This window comes from Brevundimonas sp. Leaf168 (assembly GCF_001423685.1).
GTDB classification, from domain to species: Bacteria; Pseudomonadota; Alphaproteobacteria; order Caulobacterales; family Caulobacteraceae; genus Brevundimonas; species Brevundimonas vesicularis_C.
Genome location: NZ_LMOY01000001.1, coordinates 343209 through 358091, shown reverse-complemented (window position 1 = coordinate 358091; position 14883 = coordinate 343209). Strand labels below are relative to the sequence as shown.

Annotated in this window: 16 protein-coding genes and 1 pseudogene; 10 read left to right on the top strand and 7 right to left on the bottom strand. The window is 67.4% G+C overall.

The features are described from left to right. The first annotated feature begins 33 nt into the window (after positions 1-33). Positions 34-351, top strand: coding sequence for an iron-sulfur cluster insertion protein ErpA (gene erpA, locus ASF81_RS01720; RefSeq protein WP_055805311.1), 318 nt, complete (start codon positions 34-36; stop codon positions 349-351). Here the strand turns inward: erpA and ASF81_RS01715 are convergent. From ASF81_RS01715 to ASF81_RS01705, 3 genes and pseudogenes are all read right to left on the bottom strand, one after another. Beyond that, complete coding sequence (locus ASF81_RS01715) at positions 335-532, bottom strand: hypothetical protein (protein WP_055805308.1); 198 nt, start codon at positions 530-532, stop codon at positions 335-337. The two genes, erpA and ASF81_RS01715, sit on opposite strands and share 17 nt — an antisense overlap. Then, positions 529-1721, bottom strand: a pseudogene (locus tag ASF81_RS01710) (PepSY-associated TM helix domain-containing protein). Before ASF81_RS01710 ends, ASF81_RS01715 begins: the two are co-directional and overlap by 4 nt. After that, the gene (locus ASF81_RS01705; RefSeq protein ID WP_369814888.1) at positions 1631-3820 is read right to left on the bottom strand and encodes a TonB-dependent receptor; all 2190 of its coding nucleotides are present in this window, start codon (positions 3818-3820) and stop codon (positions 1631-1633) included. Before ASF81_RS01705 ends, ASF81_RS01710 begins: the two are co-directional and overlap by 91 nt. A gap of 169 nt (positions 3821-3989) precedes the next feature. On the opposite strand from ASF81_RS01705, the gene ASF81_RS01700 reads away from it, so the two are divergent. From ASF81_RS01700 to ASF81_RS01690, 3 genes are read left to right on the top strand one after another with little or no spacing between them, the layout of a single operon-like run. Next, positions 3990-4295: a metalloregulator ArsR/SmtB family transcription factor gene (locus tag ASF81_RS01700; RefSeq protein ID WP_055803996.1), complete on the top strand. Its 306-nt coding sequence runs from the start codon at positions 3990-3992 to the stop codon at positions 4293-4295. Further along, positions 4292-4972, top strand: a complete 681-nt coding sequence (locus ASF81_RS01695) for an SdpI family protein (RefSeq protein ID WP_055803993.1) — start codon at positions 4292-4294, stop codon at positions 4970-4972. Before ASF81_RS01700 ends, ASF81_RS01695 begins: the two co-directional genes overlap by 4 nt. Positions 4973-4983: 11 nt before the next feature. After that, positions 4984-5925: an alpha/beta hydrolase gene (locus ASF81_RS01690; RefSeq protein WP_082503399.1), complete on the top strand. Its 942-nt coding sequence runs from the start codon at positions 4984-4986 to the stop codon at positions 5923-5925. 77 nt (positions 5926-6002) lie between these two features. Here the strand turns inward: ASF81_RS01690 and ASF81_RS01685 are convergent, their stop codons facing one another. The 4 genes from ASF81_RS01685 to ASF81_RS01670 form a co-directional block, all read right to left on the bottom strand. Then, a complete protein-coding gene (locus tag ASF81_RS01685; protein ID WP_055803989.1) occupies positions 6003-6560 on the bottom strand; it encodes a dihydrofolate reductase family protein in 558 nt (185 codons plus the stop codon). A gap of 41 nt (positions 6561-6601) precedes the next feature. Then, positions 6602-7330 carry a prephenate dehydrogenase/arogenate dehydrogenase family protein gene (locus ASF81_RS01680; RefSeq protein WP_055803986.1) on the bottom strand — a complete coding sequence of 243 codons (729 nt, stop codon included), beginning with the start codon at positions 7328-7330 and terminating at the stop codon, positions 6602-6604. Beyond that, entirely contained in the window at positions 7327-8658 is a 1332-nt protein-coding gene (locus tag ASF81_RS01675) for a dihydroorotase (protein WP_055803981.1), read from the bottom strand. Before ASF81_RS01675 ends, ASF81_RS01680 begins: the two co-directional genes overlap by 4 nt. A 163-nt stretch (positions 8659-8821) precedes the next feature. Next, positions 8822-9781 (bottom strand): glycosyltransferase family 9 protein, encoded by a 960-nt coding sequence (locus ASF81_RS01670; RefSeq protein ID WP_055803978.1) that lies wholly within the window; start codon positions 9779-9781, stop codon positions 8822-8824. A gap of 86 nt (positions 9782-9867) precedes the next feature. Here ASF81_RS01670 and ASF81_RS01665 point away from each other — a divergent pair, with 86 nt between their 5' ends. The 6 genes from ASF81_RS01665 to ASF81_RS01640 all read left to right on the top strand — a co-directional run bounded on the left by ASF81_RS01665 (position 9868) and on the right by ASF81_RS01640 (position 14840). Then, entirely contained in the window at positions 9868-10098 is a 231-nt protein-coding gene (locus ASF81_RS01665) for a hypothetical protein (protein ID WP_055803975.1), read from the top strand. Further along, entirely contained in the window at positions 10095-10661 is a 567-nt protein-coding gene (locus ASF81_RS01660) for a hypothetical protein (protein WP_055803972.1), read from the top strand. Before ASF81_RS01665 ends, ASF81_RS01660 begins: the two co-directional genes overlap by 4 nt. Before the next feature lie 67 nt (positions 10662-10728). Continuing rightward, the gene (locus ASF81_RS01655; RefSeq protein WP_055803969.1) at positions 10729-12117 is read left to right on the top strand and encodes a response regulator; all 1389 of its coding nucleotides are present in this window, start codon (positions 10729-10731) and stop codon (positions 12115-12117) included. A gap of 50 nt (positions 12118-12167) precedes the next feature. Beyond that, positions 12168-12971, top strand: a complete 804-nt coding sequence (locus ASF81_RS01650; protein ID WP_055803965.1) for a folate-binding protein YgfZ — start codon at positions 12168-12170, stop codon at positions 12969-12971. Positions 12972-12979: 8 nt separating this feature from the next. Further along, positions 12980-13738 (top strand): 3-oxoacyl-ACP reductase, encoded by a 759-nt coding sequence (locus ASF81_RS01645; protein ID WP_055803963.1) that lies wholly within the window; start codon positions 12980-12982, stop codon positions 13736-13738. Positions 13739-14231: 493 nt separating this feature from the next. Further along, positions 14232-14840 (top strand): DNA-3-methyladenine glycosylase I, encoded by a 609-nt coding sequence (locus ASF81_RS01640; RefSeq protein ID WP_055803959.1) that lies wholly within the window; start codon positions 14232-14234, stop codon positions 14838-14840. The last annotated feature ends 43 nt before the right edge of the window (positions 14841-14883 follow it).

Below are 14883 nucleotides of genomic sequence, written 5' to 3'. Positions count from 1 at the left end.
GCCTTCACCGTCGCCACGCGCGCGCCAGAAGGCATCGTGCTGGCCGCCAGCGCCGCCAAGCGCCTGGCCAAACTGGGGGCTGCCGAGGGCAAGACCCTGATGTTGCGGGTCGCGGTGGACGGCGGCGGCTGCTCGGGGTTCCAGTATCGGTTCGAACTTGTCGAGACGGCCGAGGACGACGATCTGCGCATCCAGGCCGACGGCCAGATCGCCTTGATCGACCCCGTCTCGGTTCCCTTCCTGAAGAACGCCGAGATCGCCTATGTCGATGAACTGGCCGGCGCCCAGTTCGTGGTCAGGAACCCGAACGCGGCCTCCAGCTGCGGCTGCGGCGTCAGCTTCTCGATCTGACGACGGCCCATCCGGTCGCCAGGATCGGCGTGGCCAGCAAGGCCGCAAACACCCAGTCCCAAACCCCATCCTGCAACAGCGCGCCCACCAGCCCAATCAGGCTGAGCGCGAACAGGAGGATGGGCGCGCGGAAGATGGCCCACAGGGTCAGATCCCTCGGGTTAGGACGGCGACGGCTCACGCCTTCCGCCTCCCCTTGCCCAGCCACAGATAAAGACCGGACCCCAAAATCACGATGGTGGCGATGTCCAGCAGCGCCCACAGCATCTTCAGCGCCAGCCCGCCATAGTCGCCGAAATGCAGCGGCTGCGACAGCGACAGGGTTTTCACATACCAGGGCATCGGCGCCACCGCCGCCAGTTCGCCGGTCCGCGCGTCGATCAGGGCCGGCGTCGTCATATGCGTCGTCAGCGGCGTGTCGCCGTGGAAGAAGACGGCATAGTGGTGGTCGGTCGAATAGTCGGTCCCCGGAAAGGCCACGAACTGCAGCTTCATGCCCGGCAGCGCCGCCTTGGCCCGCTCCACCGCCTCATCCAGCGAGGCCCGGCCTTGGGCGGGCGCCGGCGCATCGTAGGCGACTGTCAGTTCCTTCAGCGCCGTCTCTTTCCAATAGGCCAGGATGGGCGTGGCCAGGGTGTTGACCACCCCCGTCAGCCCCACCACCAGCACCCAGGCCGCCGTCACAACGCCCAGCAGATTGTGATAGTCCAGCCACCGCGTCCGCGCCGCCTTTTTGACCCGCACCGTCCCGAACGGCAGCCGACGCATGAAGGGCGCATACAGCACCACGCCCGACACCACGGCCACGACCAGCAACAGCCCCATCGCGCCCAGAAACAGCATTCCCGGCAGACCCAGGAACATGTCGGTGTGCAGCTGAAGCAGGAACTCCATCACCGGATGACCGGCGACCAGCGGCGCGCCCTCGCCGCTGGTCTGGTCGATGGGCTCGAAACTGTATTTGCCGGCCGGGGCGTCGGGCGCGCGGCTGGTGACGTTCACCACCGGCCGGTCTTCGTCGAAGCTCATGAAGGCCGGAACCTCGCCCGGATGCTTGGCCAGACCGGCGGCCAGCACCTCGTCCAGCGTCAGCAGTCGGCCGCCCGGGTTCTTCGGCGCCCACGGCTCATGCAGCAGCGCCTCGTTCAGCTCGTGGCTGAACACCAGCGGCAGCCCGGTGACGCACAGCATCAGCAGGAACAGGGTCGAGATCAGGCTCGACCACTTGTGCGTCCAGGTCCAGGCGCGGATCGTCCGGGCGTGCATCGGCTGACGCGGATCAGAACTCGGTCGAGACCGAAAGACGCAAGGTCCGCGGCGCGCCCAGCGTCAGATAGTTCGATCCCGGATAGCCGCCGACCGCGACCCACTGATCCTCGTCCGCGACATTCTCGACCCGCGCCCGCAGCGTCACCGGCTTGTAGCCCGCCACGAAGGCATAGCGCACCCCGGCGTCGAACCGGGTCCAACTTTGCAGCTCCAGCGTATTCGTCGCATTGGCCGGCTGGGCGCCGGTATGGACTGCCCGGCCCTCGACCGTCAGGCCGCTGACCATCGGCACGTCCCACTCGACGTTCAGATTGGCCTGAAAGTCCGGCACGCCGATGGCGGACTTGCCCGCATTGGCGGCGGTCAGCGACCGATTGATCTCGGCGTCCAGCCATGTCGCGCCGCCGATCAGACGCAGTCCGGCGATCGGTTCGCCATAGACCGTCAGCTCGACGCCCTTGTTCTCCTGCTCGCCGCCGTCGGTGTAGACGCCTTCCGGCAGAACATTCGACGCAGGGTTTCCGTTGGACGTGATGGAAACGAGCGCGCTGGGCAGGGTTGTGCGAAAGACGCTGAGCGTTCCGCCAAACGATCCTGCGTCATACTTCGCCCCTATCTCGGCCTGCTTAGCGCGGAAGGGCTCGAGCACATCGCCACCATTGGTGACGTTGACCGGCACTGCGGCGTTCCCCCAGCCTTCCACCACAGCATTGGCCAAGACGGGCGCGGTCGTGCCCGGAACCAGGGCTTCGGCATAGTTGGCGTACAGTGAAATCGTGTTGCTGGGCTTGTAGACCACGGCGAAGGCCGGCGTCGTCGCTTCGCTGGAATAGCCCGACGTGAATGCGCCGTCGGCATAGGCATAGGATCGGGTTTCGATCTCCTGATAGCGGACGCCGACGGTCGCCAGCAGCCGTCCATCCAGGAAGGACAGCACATCGGCGACGGCGAAACTGGTGTTCTTGACCCGCTCGGTGACGTTGGGATCATCCAGATCGCCCGAGACGCTGGCGATGGCCGGCGCCGGCGACAGCAGCGGATTGGTCAGTGTCCCCATCGCATAGCCGGCGAAGCTCGACGCCGCCCAGGCGTTCTTGGACTTGGACTGGATCTGCGAGGCCGAGGCGACCAGACGATGGTTGATCGGGCCGGTCGTCAGGTCGGCGCGCACGCCGATGTCGCCCGACCACACGGTGTCCTCGCGGATATTGTCGAAGCGATAGCCGCGGATCGCGCCCGCCGCATCGACGCGCGGATTGGCCAGGCTGTTGTCTTCCTCGCCCTGACGTCCGCCGAAAGCGGCCCAGGCGCTGATACTGTCGGTCAGGTCGAGCTCGCCGCGCACGGCGCCGAACAGTTGCTCCTCGTCGGTGTAGGTCCAGCGCTGGGCGAAGTTCTTGTCGGCCGAGGGCGCGTCCGGGATGGCGGTTCCCGGCGTCACGCTGGGACGGGGCGCGTCGATCCGGTGATCCTGCCAGCCGAGATCGGCCGAAAACCGGGCGCGATCGCCTCGGCGGTCCAGCCCCAGGCCGACGACCCGCAGTTGGCCGGTCTCGTCCTCGACGGCGCTTTCGCCCGCACGGCTGGCGATGTTCAAGCGCGCGCCCCATTCGCCTTCGGCGCCGAAACGGCGAGCCAGGTCGGCGGCGGCATAGATCTCGTCACGGCCCGACACGCCCCCGGTCAGGCGCGTCAGGGGGGCGTCGCCCGCCCGCTTCGGCGTCAGGTTGAAGGCGCCGCCGACCCCCGTTCCGCCCGGCGCGGCGCCGTTCAGGAAGGTGCTGGCGCCGCGAAACACCTCGACCCGCTCGACCAGTTCGGCCGCCACGAACTGGCGCGGCAACACGCCATAGAGGCCGTTGTAGCTCATATCGTCCGAATAGACCGGAAAACCGCGAACGACATACAGCTCCTGGAAGTTGCCGAAGCCCTTGGACACACGCACCGTCGGGTCGTTCTGCAGCACGTCGCCGATGCCGCGCGCCTGCTGATCACGCACCAGCTTTTCGGTGTAGTTGGCGGTCGAGAACGGCGTGTCCATTACGCCCAGATTGCCCAGCAGGCCGATGCGTCCGCCGCGCGCCACCTGACCGCCCGCCGCCGGCGCCGTCAGCCGAACCTGCGATCCCGTCACCACGATCTCGCCCAGCTCCGCCGGGGCCATCGCCTGCTGCGCCAGCACCGGCGAGGCAAGCGTCATCGCAAGGGCGCTGGCTGTCAAAAGAACGGAGGCACGGCGAAGGCAGGGCATTTTGATACGCATTCTCAAAATCAAGTTGCGCGTCCCTAGCCCGATCGGTGGGCGCAATGCAATCCGCCGCGCCCGCGACATATTGCATTTAGCCGTTTTCCTAATTAGGAACGTCGCTATGAACACCCTGTTCAAGGCCCTGTCGCATCCGGTGCGTCGTCGCATCATCGCCATGCTGCGCGCCGGTCCGCTGGCCTCCGGCGACATCGCCGCCGCCTTCGATATGAGCTGGCCCACCATCACCGGCCACCTCAACGCCCTGAAGGAAGCCGGCCTGGTCAGCCCGGAGCGCGAGGGCCAGACCATCCGCTATCGGTTGGAAATCTCGGCGGTCGAGGAGGCCATGGCCTTTCTGATGGACATCGTCGGGACCGGCGAGGCGACTGCCCCCCTGCCCCAGCCCTCAAAGGAACCACGCCGATGAAGGATCGCCTGTCACTGCTGGACTATCTCACCCTCGCCGTCTTCGGCGTGCAGGCGGCGTTTGCCCTCTACATCGGCGTCAACGGCCCGACGACGCCCATGCCGATGCACTGGAATGCGGACTGGCAGGTCGATCGCTGGGGCGACCGGGTGGAGTTCGCGACCTTCGCGGGCGGCATGGCGGTGATCGGCTTCATCGCCGCCGCCGGCTTGGGTCTGGCCGCCCTGCGCGCAGAGGACCAAGGCGACGCCTCACGGCGTCGCTCGATGCGGATCGGCCAAGGGCTAACCGTCTTCATCTTCGCCGCCATAGGCCTGGTGATCGCCTGGGCCAGCCTGGGTCACGCCAGCGCCAACAGCGGCCCCGCCGTGATGACCGGCGCCCTGTCGCTGATCCTGCTGGTCACCGGCGCCTTCCTCGGCCGTGTCGCGCCCAATCCCCTGATCGGCGTGCGCACGCCCTGGAGCTACAAGAGCCGCCTGGCCTGGGATCGCTCGAACCGTCTGGCCGGCCGGCTGTTCTGTCTGGTCGGTCTGGCCGGCCTGATCGCCGCGCCGCTTGCGTCCCCGCCCTATGGCGTCACGGCCCTGATCGCCGCCGTCATCGTCGTCGCGGGTCTTTCGATCTTCGAAAGCTGGCGCGTGTGGCGCGCCGATCCCGACCGCCAACCCTTCTGAAGGAGACTGCAATGCCGATGCTGACCCACGCCCTTCTGGCCGTCAGCCTGATCGCCGGCCCGGTCTCGACCGACATCGCCCTGCCCGCCCAGCCCGCACCCCTGCATGGCACGCTGCTGACGCCGGAGGCGCCGACGGCCGTCGCCGTCATCCTGCCCGGCTCCGGCCCGACCGATCGGGACGGGAACAGCCCGATGGGCGTCGCCGCCTCCACTTATCGCCTGCTGGCCGAAAGCCTGGCGGAACAGGGGATCGCCACCGTGCGCATCGACAAGCGCGGCATCGCGGCCAGCGCCGCCGCCGGGCTCGACGAAACCAAGTTGCGTTTCGACGACTACGCCGCCGACGCCCGCGCCTGGGCCGCCGAGGCCGCCTCGCGGACGGGACAGCCCTGCGCCTGGTTGATCGGCCACAGCGAAGGCTCTCTGGTCGCGCTGAAGGCGGTCGAGGGCGGAGATGACAAGGTCTGCGGCCTGATCCTGCTGGCCGGCGCGGGTCGCCCGGCCGGCGCGAGCATCCGAGAACAACTGGACGCCGGCCTGCCCGAGCCGATGAAGCCCCATGCCTTCGCCGTCCTGAGCGAGTTGGAGGCCGGCCGCACCGTCGCCGACACGCCGCCCGCTCTGTCGGCCCTGTTCCGCCCGTCGGTCCAGCCCTATCTGATTTCCTGGTTCGCGCTGGACCCCGCCGCCCTGCTCGCCGCCTACGACGGCCCGGTCTTCATCGGCCAAGGGACCACCGACCTTCAGATCGGCGTCACGGACGCCCAGGCCCTCGCCGCCGCCGACCCCAAGGCCACGCTGAAACTCTGGGACGGCGTCAACCACCTCCTCAAGACCGCCCCCGCCGACCGCACCGCCAATCTGGCCACCTACGCCGATCCGGCGCTGCCGCTCGCGCCGAGCGTGGCGGAGGATGTGGGGTCGTTCATTCGGGCGAATGGGAAGCGCTGAGCGTCAACGAGTTCGGCCTGCGCTTGCGTCACCGGGCGAACAGATGCGGCGCCGAGGCCTTTAGCCGCAGTTCGACGTCAGCCGTCACGCCTGTAATGCGTGGCGATCACCCCGTTAGTCAGCGGCGTCGCGGACACCAGTTTCAGCCGTCGCGCGCTGGGCAAGCCACTCTGATGCAGGGTCGGGCCGCGCCCGGCGATGCGGGGATGGACGAGAAACTGATACTCGTCGATCAGGTCCATCCGATCCAGTTCGGCCGCCAGTTCGCTGCTCCCGAGCAAGACGCCTTCAGGCGTTGCGTCCTTGAGCGCCTGGACGGCTGTCCGAAGGTCGCGGCCAATATGGCGGCTGTTGGTCCATGGAAAGTCCGCTCGCGTCGATGACGCCACATACTTTGGCTTGACCTCCAGTTTGAGCGCCCACTGGCGGATCATCGGCGGCGTGTCCGCCTCGCCCCGGGCGACAGCGGGCCAGTAGCTTTCCATCATTTCGTAGGTCACGCGGCCCCACAACATCGCCCCGTGTTCGTCCATCAGGCGGGTGAAGAAGGCATGTGTTTCATCATCGGCGATGCCCGCCTCATGATCGACGCAACCATCCAGGGTGACATTCAGACAGAAGGTCAGAAGTCCCATGCGCCAAGCCTCCCTTAGAGTACCCATTGTCACTCTGCGCCTCAGTTCGACGCTAAGCCACCCCGTGCTTCATCCGCCAAAGCGAAGAACCGCGCCCGCACCTCGGCCGCGAAGGGGTTGTCGCGTTCGATGGCGCGGAAGACGGCGGGGCTGTCGTGGCGGACCATGTCGACGGCCTGCATCAGACGGTCGAAGCTGGCGGTGGTCATGCGCGTCGGCAGGGGCTCCATCGCCATCAGGACGCGGGCGATCAGATGGGTCAGGCCCTGCACCGTCGCGGCCTCGCGGTCATGGTCCTCGGGGCTTACCTGAAACACCCTCAGCCCCAACGCCCGACGGCAGAAGGCGGCGACGCGGCGGGCGTCTTTCGCCCCCCTCACCTCGCACACGGCGATCCGCAGTCCCGCGATGCCGTCCTTCCCGCTCTGCGGTCCGAACAGGGGGTGGGTTCCGACAATCCGCACGCCGGGTGGCAGCAGTTCGTTCATCGCCTGCGCCGGCTTTACCTTCACCGAACCCACGTCGATCACGAGGGCGTCGGGCCTCAGGTGCGGGCCGATGGCGATCAGCGTCGCCTCCAAGGCCTCAACCGGCACGGCCAGCACCACCGTGGGACAGGCGGCGGCGGTCGCCAGATTGGTCAGGGTCGCGAAGCCCTCGTCATCGCTGGCCGCCGGGTCATGCGCTAAGATATCGAACCAGGCCGACAGATGCCGCGCCGTCAGCCGCCCGAAGGCGCCGAAGCCGATCAGGCCGAGCCTGTCCCTCACAGCGTCTCCATGAACCGCACCGGCCGCCCGTGCGCCGATCCGAGCAGTTCGCCGTCCTGCATTACCACCCGACCGCGCACGATGGTCGCCATCGGCCAGCCGGTCGCCTCGACGCCGTCGAACGGGGTCCAGCCGCAGCGCGTCGCCTGCTGATCGTCTCTAATTGTTCTCTTCGCCTTCAGATCGACGATGGTCAGGTCGGCGTCATAGCTGACGGCCATCCGCCCCTTGTTCGCCGTGCCGAACACCCGTTGGGCGCCCGCAGAGGTCAGGTCGATGAACCGCTCCAGCGACAGCCGCCCATTGGCGACATGGGTCAGCATCAGCGGCACCAGCGTCTGCACCCCCGGCATGCCGGACGGCGAGGCCGGATAGGGTTTGGCCTTTTCTTCCTTGGTGTGCGGCGCATGGTCGGAGCCCAGCACGTCGGCCACGCCCTGCTGCATCCCCCACAGCCACAGGGCGTCCACGTGCTCCTGCGACCGGATCGGCGGGTTCATCTGGGCATAGCTGCCTAGCCGCTCATAGGCTTCCGGTCCGACCAGGGTCAGGTGCTGGGGCGTGATCTCGACGGTGGCGACATCCTTATGGAAGCGCAGATATTCCATCTCGTCCCTGGTCGTGACGTGCAGCACATGGATGCGCGCGCCCGTCTCCTTGGCCAGGCCGACCAGGCGCCGGGTCGAGCGGATGGCGCTTTCGGCGTCGCGGACCTCGGGGTGGCTGGTCCAATCGCCGGTGCGGGCCAGGCCGCGCCGCTCGACCAGCCGGTATTCGTCCTCGGAATGGAAGGTGGCGCGGCGGCGCACATTGGAGAGGACCTTACGCACGCCCTCGTCGTCGGCGATCAGCAGGTCGCCGGTCGAGGCGCCCATGAAGACCTTGACCCCGCAGCAGCCGGGCAGGCGCTCCAGTTCGCCCAGATAGTCCGCATTCTCATGCGTGCCGCCGACGTAGAAGGCGTGGTCCGTCCACATCCGATCCTTCGCCCGCGCCAGCTTGTCGGCCATGGTGTCGGGATCGGTGGTGTTGGGATTGGTGTTCGGCATCTCGAACACGGCGACGACGCCGCCCAGGGCCGCCGCGCGGCTGCCCGTCTCCAGGTCTTCCTTCCACTCCAGCCCCGGCTCGCGGAAATGGACCTGGGTGTCGATGACGCCGGGCAGGACCGTCAGGCCCGTCGCGTCGAAGACCTCGCCCGCAGACGCCTGGGACAGGTCGCCGATGAAGGCGATCTTGCCGTCGATCACCCCGACATCCGCCATGCCCCGCCCCGCATGGTTCGCCACCTCGCCGCCACGGACGATCAGGTCATAGGTCTGGGTCATGGGGCGGCGTCCTTTCTTTCACTCCGTCATCCTCGGGCTTGACCCGAGGATCGGACTGTCCGCATCGCGACAGGCGACGCATTGACGCCATGCTTCTACCGGAACCACCGCCCAGCGGAACCCTCGATCCTCGGGTCAAGCCCGAGGATGACGGAAGACATGATCAACGTTTCAACATCCGCTGCGCCGCCTTCAGCACCCGCTCCCACGGGAGGTCCATCATATGCTGGATCGCCTGGTTCAGGCGCGGATCCAGCTTTTTGAACTCGTCATAGGTGCGCGGCCCGCGCACGACTTCGCCCTTCCAGGGTCCGCGCACGGTCTCGTCGGACGGTCCAAACACGGCCACCACCGGCGCGCCCGAGGCCACGGCCAGATGGGTCCAGATCGAGTCCGCCCCGATGTACAGCACCGACTTCGACAGGGCCGCGACCGTCTGCAGGCGCGTCAGCCTGCCCTGAAGCTCGACCACCCGCGCGCGCGGCACGGCGTAGCGAATCGTGTGCGCCGCCTCGCGGTCGATCTCCTCGCCTACGATCATCAGCCGGCCGCCCGCCAGCGGCCCGTCGTCGGCCAGCAGCTTGGCCGCGACCTTGGCGTAGCGTTCTGCGGGCCAGCGCTTGCCCATCCATTCCACGCCCGGCCCGACCGCCAGGATCGGCCCATCACCGCCCGTCGCCGGAATCAGCGCCTCGACCTGGGCCCGCGTTTCATCCGAGACGTAGAGTTTCGGCGCCGGGATCTCATCAGGCTCCAGCTTCAGCACCGCCGCCGCCGCCTCCACCGCATGCAGGCCCGGCTGATCCTTGCCCCGCACCGCCCGCTTGTGCCGCCTCAGCTTGCCCGACAGGTCCGAGCCGCGCATGTCCACGACCAGCCCCCATTTGGTCGCCCGCACCTGGTTCCACAGGGCGATCCATTCGAAATGGCCCTCGCGCTCCAGCACGATCAGCTTCGTCAGGCGCGGCGTATCGGCGAACAGCGGCGCGCTGGCAGCCGATCCGACAATGGTGAAGGTCGCGTGCGGCAGGCTCTCGACCAGATGCGCCAGCACGCCGGAAGACAGCACGGCGTCTTCGGCGTCCGCCTCGGCGATGTACAGGATGGGAAACCGCCCGATCATCCGTCGACGGATACAGGGATTCTATCTGCGGTTCAGCGCCAAACGCGTGTTTCCACAGAAAGGCCCCATGCGCTACAGCACCGCGCATGAGCCACACGCCCGACGCCGCCCCGGATCCCGCAGCCGCCGCCGCCCTTGAACGCTTCAAGGCCCAGCGCGTCACGGCCATCTACCGGCTGGACCTGATCGCCAAGGGCGCGACGATTTCCTACGAGGACGGCACGCCCATCGACATGGCTTCCGAAAAGGCGCGACTAGAAGCGGTCGTCGCCGACATGGATCGCCGCATCGCCCGGATGGAGCGTTCAGCCGGGTGAGCCTGCCCCTCCTCCCCGGCCGGACCTGCGGCGGTTGCGTCGAATGTTGTCGGGTCATTCCGCTGAACCTGCCGGAACTGGCCAAGCCGACGGGCGAACTGTGCGCCTATTGCGTCGACGGCGCGGGCTGTTCGGTCCACGCGATCCGACCGAACACCTGCCGCGTCTGGTTCTGCCTGTGGCGTGTGGTCGAGCTGTCCGACGACTGGCGACCGGATCGCAGCGGCGTCATCGTCCGCCCCGACGGCGTCGAGGATGGGGTCATCACCCTGTATGTCCTGCGCCGCTCCGACTTCCTGGCCTCGCCCGACTTCTTCGTGACCGTCGCCGGCTGGGTCGCGGAAGGGATTGAGGTCGCGCTCAGCATCCCCGGCCCGGTCGGAACCTATCCGGCCCGCGCGGTCGTCACCGATTGGCTGCGTCCGGCCATCGAGGATGGCGACACTGACGCCTTCACGACCCGTGTCCTGATGTCCCTCGACACCTTGGCCGAACACGATTTCCAGCCGGACGGCGTCGTTGCACGATATGCAGTGACAACCCAGGATCGTCCGAAAGCTTAGCCGAAGCTTAAGCCCTTGGCGCTACGATAGAATCCGTAACGCCGTCGCTGGAAAGGGCACGCCGTCGATGCAGGCCTGGGACGCGCTGAAACGACCGATCTGGATGTTCGATCCGGTCGCCCTGCGCGGCGTCTACGCCAATGCGGCCGCGCTCGACCTCTGGGGCTCCGACAATCTCGACGCCCTTCTGGCGCGCGACTTCACCAATGTCTCCCCCGCCGTCCTGGCCCGGACCGAGCGTCTGGCGCGCGAGACGGCCAATGGCGAGATCCTGACCGAAGACTGGACCTTCTATCCCCACGGTCGACCGCTGACGGTGTCGGCGGTGATCTCGACCTATCGCTTGACGGACGGCACGCCGGTCCTGCTGTTTGAGGCCGCGCCCATTGCGGTCGAAAACGAGGAGCGTCGCGCGGTGGAGGCGTTGCGCCACACCTCGACGCTGATCACCCTGTTCGACAGCGAGGCCCGCCCGATCTTCTCCAATCCCTCGGCCTTCGCCGCCTACGGATCGACCGCGCACCCCTTCGAGGCCCGGTTCGCCGAACCCGAGCGCGCCCAGCCCATGCTGGCGACCGCCCTGTCGGGGTCAGCGATTTCCGACGTCTGCGAGATCATCACGCGAGAAGGCGTGCGCTGGCACCATCTGGACGTTCGTCCCGTGACGGACCCCGTCACGGGCCATCTCGGCGTCTTGCTGAACGAGATCGATGTGACCGACCGCGTCGAGGCCGAACAGGCTCGCGTAGCCGCCGAGCAGAAAACCGCGATGGCCGAGGCTCGGCAGAAGTTCCTGACGGACATGTCGCACGAACTGCGCACGCCGCTGAACGCGGTCATCGGCTTCTCCGATCTGTTGTCCAAGGCCGGCCTGCCCGACGAACAGGCTGATCAGGCCGCCCGCATCAACGGCGCGGGCCAGCGCCTGTTGTCCGTCGTCAACGATATGATCGACCTGTCGGCCGACAACGTTGTTCCCCTGGAGCCCTCAGACACCCCGGCCGAGCCCGCCCCGCCGGCCAATGAGGACGTCCCTGCCCTGCGCGTCCTCTATGTCGACGATCACGACAGTAACCGCGCCCTGGTCATGGCGGTGTTGACGGCCCAAGGCATCGCCTGCGCCACCGCCAACGACGGTGAACAGGGCGTCGAGGCCGCCCGCACCGGCGACTGGGACGTGATCCTGATGGATATCCAGATGCCCGTAATGGACGGCGTCGACGCCACACGCGCCATCCGCGCCCTGCCCGGCGTGGTGGGCCGCACCCCCATCCTGGCCCTGACCGCCAACACCCTGCCGGAACAGCTGACCCAGTACGAACAGGCCGGCATGGACGACTGCATCGCCAAGCCGATGAACATCGTCGACCTGGTCATGCGCGTCACCGCATGGGGCGCCAGCGACTGGCGCTCCTTCGATCCTCGCCTTGAAGACGCGGCGGCCGCTGTCGCCTAAATTCGGCGCGGTGTCTTCTGAAGCCACGCCGTCGGCCCTATCTTGGCCCCATGCCCATCGCCCGTCTCGACAGTCGCGCCCTGATCTCCGTCACGGGCGAGGATGCGAAACCCTTCCTGCACAATCTGTTGACCCAGGATGTAGAGACGCTGGCCGACGGGGAACTGCGCTTCGGCGCCCTGTTGTCGCCTCCGGGCCGTCTGCTGTTCGACCTGTTCCTTCTGGGACAGGCTGACGGCGTTCTGCTGGATGTGGCGACGGAACGTCGCGACGCCCTGATCCAGCGCCTGTCGATGTACAAGCTGCGCGCCAAGGTCGAGGTCGCCGCCGACGACCGCCCGGTCTTCGTCGCCTGGCCCGAGGCCCCCGCCGGCTTCATCCCCGACCCCCGCACGCCCCTGATGGGCGGCCGCCTCTATGGCGAGGCGACTGCAGACGCCGCCGAGGCCGACTACGACGCCTATCGCCTGTCCATCGGCCTGCCCGATCCGACCGCCGACGCGCCCCAGGACAAGACCTATCCGATCGAGGCCGACTTCGACCTGCTGAACGGCATCGATTTCCAGAAGGGCTGTTTCGTCGGCCAGGAGACGACCTCGCGGATGAAGCGTCGGGGCACGATCAAGAACCGGATGCTGCCGTTGGACTTCGACGGCCCGCCCCCCGCCTTCGGCGCCGAGGTGCTGAACAGCGAACTGCGCGCGGGCGAAGTCCTCTCGGGGCAGGACGGTTCGGTCATGGCCCTGCTGCGCGTCGACCGCCTCGACGGCGACCTGACCGTGGACGGCCGTCCGGTGCGCTTGCGCAAGCCCGCCTGGATGGGCGAGGACGTCCTTCCCTCCTCCAACGCGTGAGTCCCCCCATGAAGATCGCCGATCAGCTCGTCCTCGTCACCGGCGGGGCGCGCGGCGTCGGCGCCGCCTGCGTCCGCGCCTTCGCCCATGAAGGCGCTCGCGTCGTCATCAACTGGAGGAACAGCGGCGAGGCCGCGAACGCTTTAGCCGCCGAGATCGGCGAGCGCGCCCTCGCCCTCCAGGCTGACGTCACCGACCGTGCCGCGGTGGACGCCATGGTCGCGGCCGCGCAAGGCCACTTCGGCGCCCCCGTCACCACCGTCGTCAACAACGCCCTGGACTACAGCTTCAACGGCGACGCCCGGTCCCAGATGACCGCCATTGGCTGGGACGAGATGGATCGCCAGTTCTCGACCGTCGTGCGCGGCGCCCTGAACCTAATCCAGGCGACCGCGCCCGGCATGGCCGCGGCCCAGTTCGGCCGCGTCGTCAACATCGGCACCAACCTGTTCCAGAATCCGGTCGTGCCCTACCACGACTACACCGCCGCCAAGGCCGCCCTGCTCAGCCTGACCCGCACCGCCGCCGGCGACCTCGGCCCTGACGGCATCTCCGTCAACATGGTCTCGGGCGGTCTCCTGCGCACCACCGACGCCAGCGCCGCCACGCCCGAGGCCGTCTTCGATTTCATCGCCGGCATGACGCCGCTTCGCAGCGTCACGACCCCGCAAGAGTTCGCCGACGCGGTCCTCTTCTTCGCCTCCCCCTGGAGCCGCGCGGTCACCGGCCAGAACCTGGTCGTGGACGGCGGTTTGGTCCGGGACTGACCACGACCGTCTCCTCCCTATCGCATGGCGATGGGGAGGTGGCGCGGCCTCTTGCGCCGTGACGGAGGGGTTCTTAGGTGCCTCACCGCCGCCCGCGGGACTCCAAAGAGCCCCTCCACCGCTTTGCGGTCCCCCTCCCCATTTCATGGAGAGGAGACGAGATACATCCTATTATCGCGAAATATTTTACAGGCATTCAGTCGCTTAGCTTTCGCCAGCGCCAATCGACCATCCCCTCCCCCACACCCCCTTACAATGCGCAGGTTTACGACAGGGAGAGACGAAGATCTGGGCTCATTGGACTGTTTTCCAGCGTCCAACTTCAACCGCGAAATTGCACTTTCTTGCACTTTGCACGCTTTCTCGAGGTGCAGTGCAATTTCGCCCGCGCCCCGAGATTAGACGAATTAGACACTTTAGACGGTGTTTTTCCTCCGTCGCCCCGACGCCGAACGCCCTTTCCTCAAGCGGAACAGACTGGCAACGTCAGGCCATGACCGACTCACACGCCTCAGAGGTTCCCGGCGGCCGCTGCGGCTGGTGCGGGACCGACCCCCTCTATGTCGCCTATCACGACACCGAATGGGGCGTGCCCGAGCGCGATCCCCGCGCCCTATGGGAAAAGCTGGTGCTCGACGGCTTTCAGGCCGGTCTCGCCTGGATCACCATCCTCAGAAAACGCGAGGGCATCCGCGACGCCTTCGATGGTTTCGATCCCGAGATCGTCGCCCGCTATGACGAGGCCGACATCCAGCGCCTGCTGAACGATCCGCGCATCATCCGCTCGCGCGCCAAGATCAACGCCGCCATCCGGGGCGCCAAGATCTGGCTTCAGATGCGCGATGATGGCGAGGACTTCTCAGAATGGCTCTGGTCCTTCGTCGGCGGCGAACCGATCCAGACACCCTACGCCGACTATCGCCAGGCCCCGACCCAGACCGAACAGTCCGTCGCCATGGCCAAGGCCCTGAAGAAGCGCGGATTTAACTTCTGCGGCCCGGTCATCGTCTACGCCTTCATGCAGGCCGTCGGCATGGTCAACGATCACCAGACGACCTGCTTCCGTCACACCCAGGTTCGTGCGATGGCGGGCCATGGCTAAAGCCCCCGCAAACCCGAAAGCCTTCCCGACCCTCGCGCTGGAA

Excerpts from the sequence above, each read along its gene's own strand:
- ASF81_RS01705 (WP_369814888.1), bottom strand. The coding sequence starts at position 3,820 with ATGACGCTTGCCTCGCCGGTGCTGGCGCAGCAGGCGATGGCCCCGGCG.
- ASF81_RS01700 (WP_055803996.1), top strand. The coding sequence starts at position 3,990 with ATGAACACCCTGTTCAAGGCCCTGTCGCATCCGGTGCGTCGTCGCATC.
- ASF81_RS01695 (WP_055803993.1), top strand. The coding sequence starts at position 4,292 with ATGAAGGATCGCCTGTCACTGCTGGACTATCTCACCCTCGCCGTCTTC.
- ASF81_RS01690 (WP_082503399.1), top strand. The coding sequence starts at position 4,984 with ATGCCGATGCTGACCCACGCCCTTCTGGCCGTCAGCCTGATCGCCGGC.
- ASF81_RS01685 (WP_055803989.1), bottom strand. The coding sequence starts at position 6,560 with ATGGGACTTCTGACCTTCTGTCTGAATGTCACCCTGGATGGTTGCGTC.
- ASF81_RS01675 (WP_055803981.1), bottom strand. The coding sequence starts at position 8,658 with ATGACCCAGACCTATGACCTGATCGTCCGTGGCGGCGAGGTGGCGAAC.
- ASF81_RS01670 (WP_055803978.1), bottom strand. The coding sequence starts at position 9,781 with ATGATCGGGCGGTTTCCCATCCTGTACATCGCCGAGGCGGACGCCGAA.
- ASF81_RS01665 (WP_055803975.1), top strand. The coding sequence starts at position 9,868 with ATGAGCCACACGCCCGACGCCGCCCCGGATCCCGCAGCCGCCGCCGCC.
- ASF81_RS01655 (WP_055803969.1), top strand. The coding sequence starts at position 10,729 with ATGCAGGCCTGGGACGCGCTGAAACGACCGATCTGGATGTTCGATCCG.
- ASF81_RS01650 (WP_055803965.1), top strand. The coding sequence starts at position 12,168 with ATGCCCATCGCCCGTCTCGACAGTCGCGCCCTGATCTCCGTCACGGGC.
- ASF81_RS01645 (WP_055803963.1), top strand. The coding sequence starts at position 12,980 with ATGAAGATCGCCGATCAGCTCGTCCTCGTCACCGGCGGGGCGCGCGGC.
- ASF81_RS01640 (WP_055803959.1), top strand. The coding sequence starts at position 14,232 with ATGACCGACTCACACGCCTCAGAGGTTCCCGGCGGCCGCTGCGGCTGG.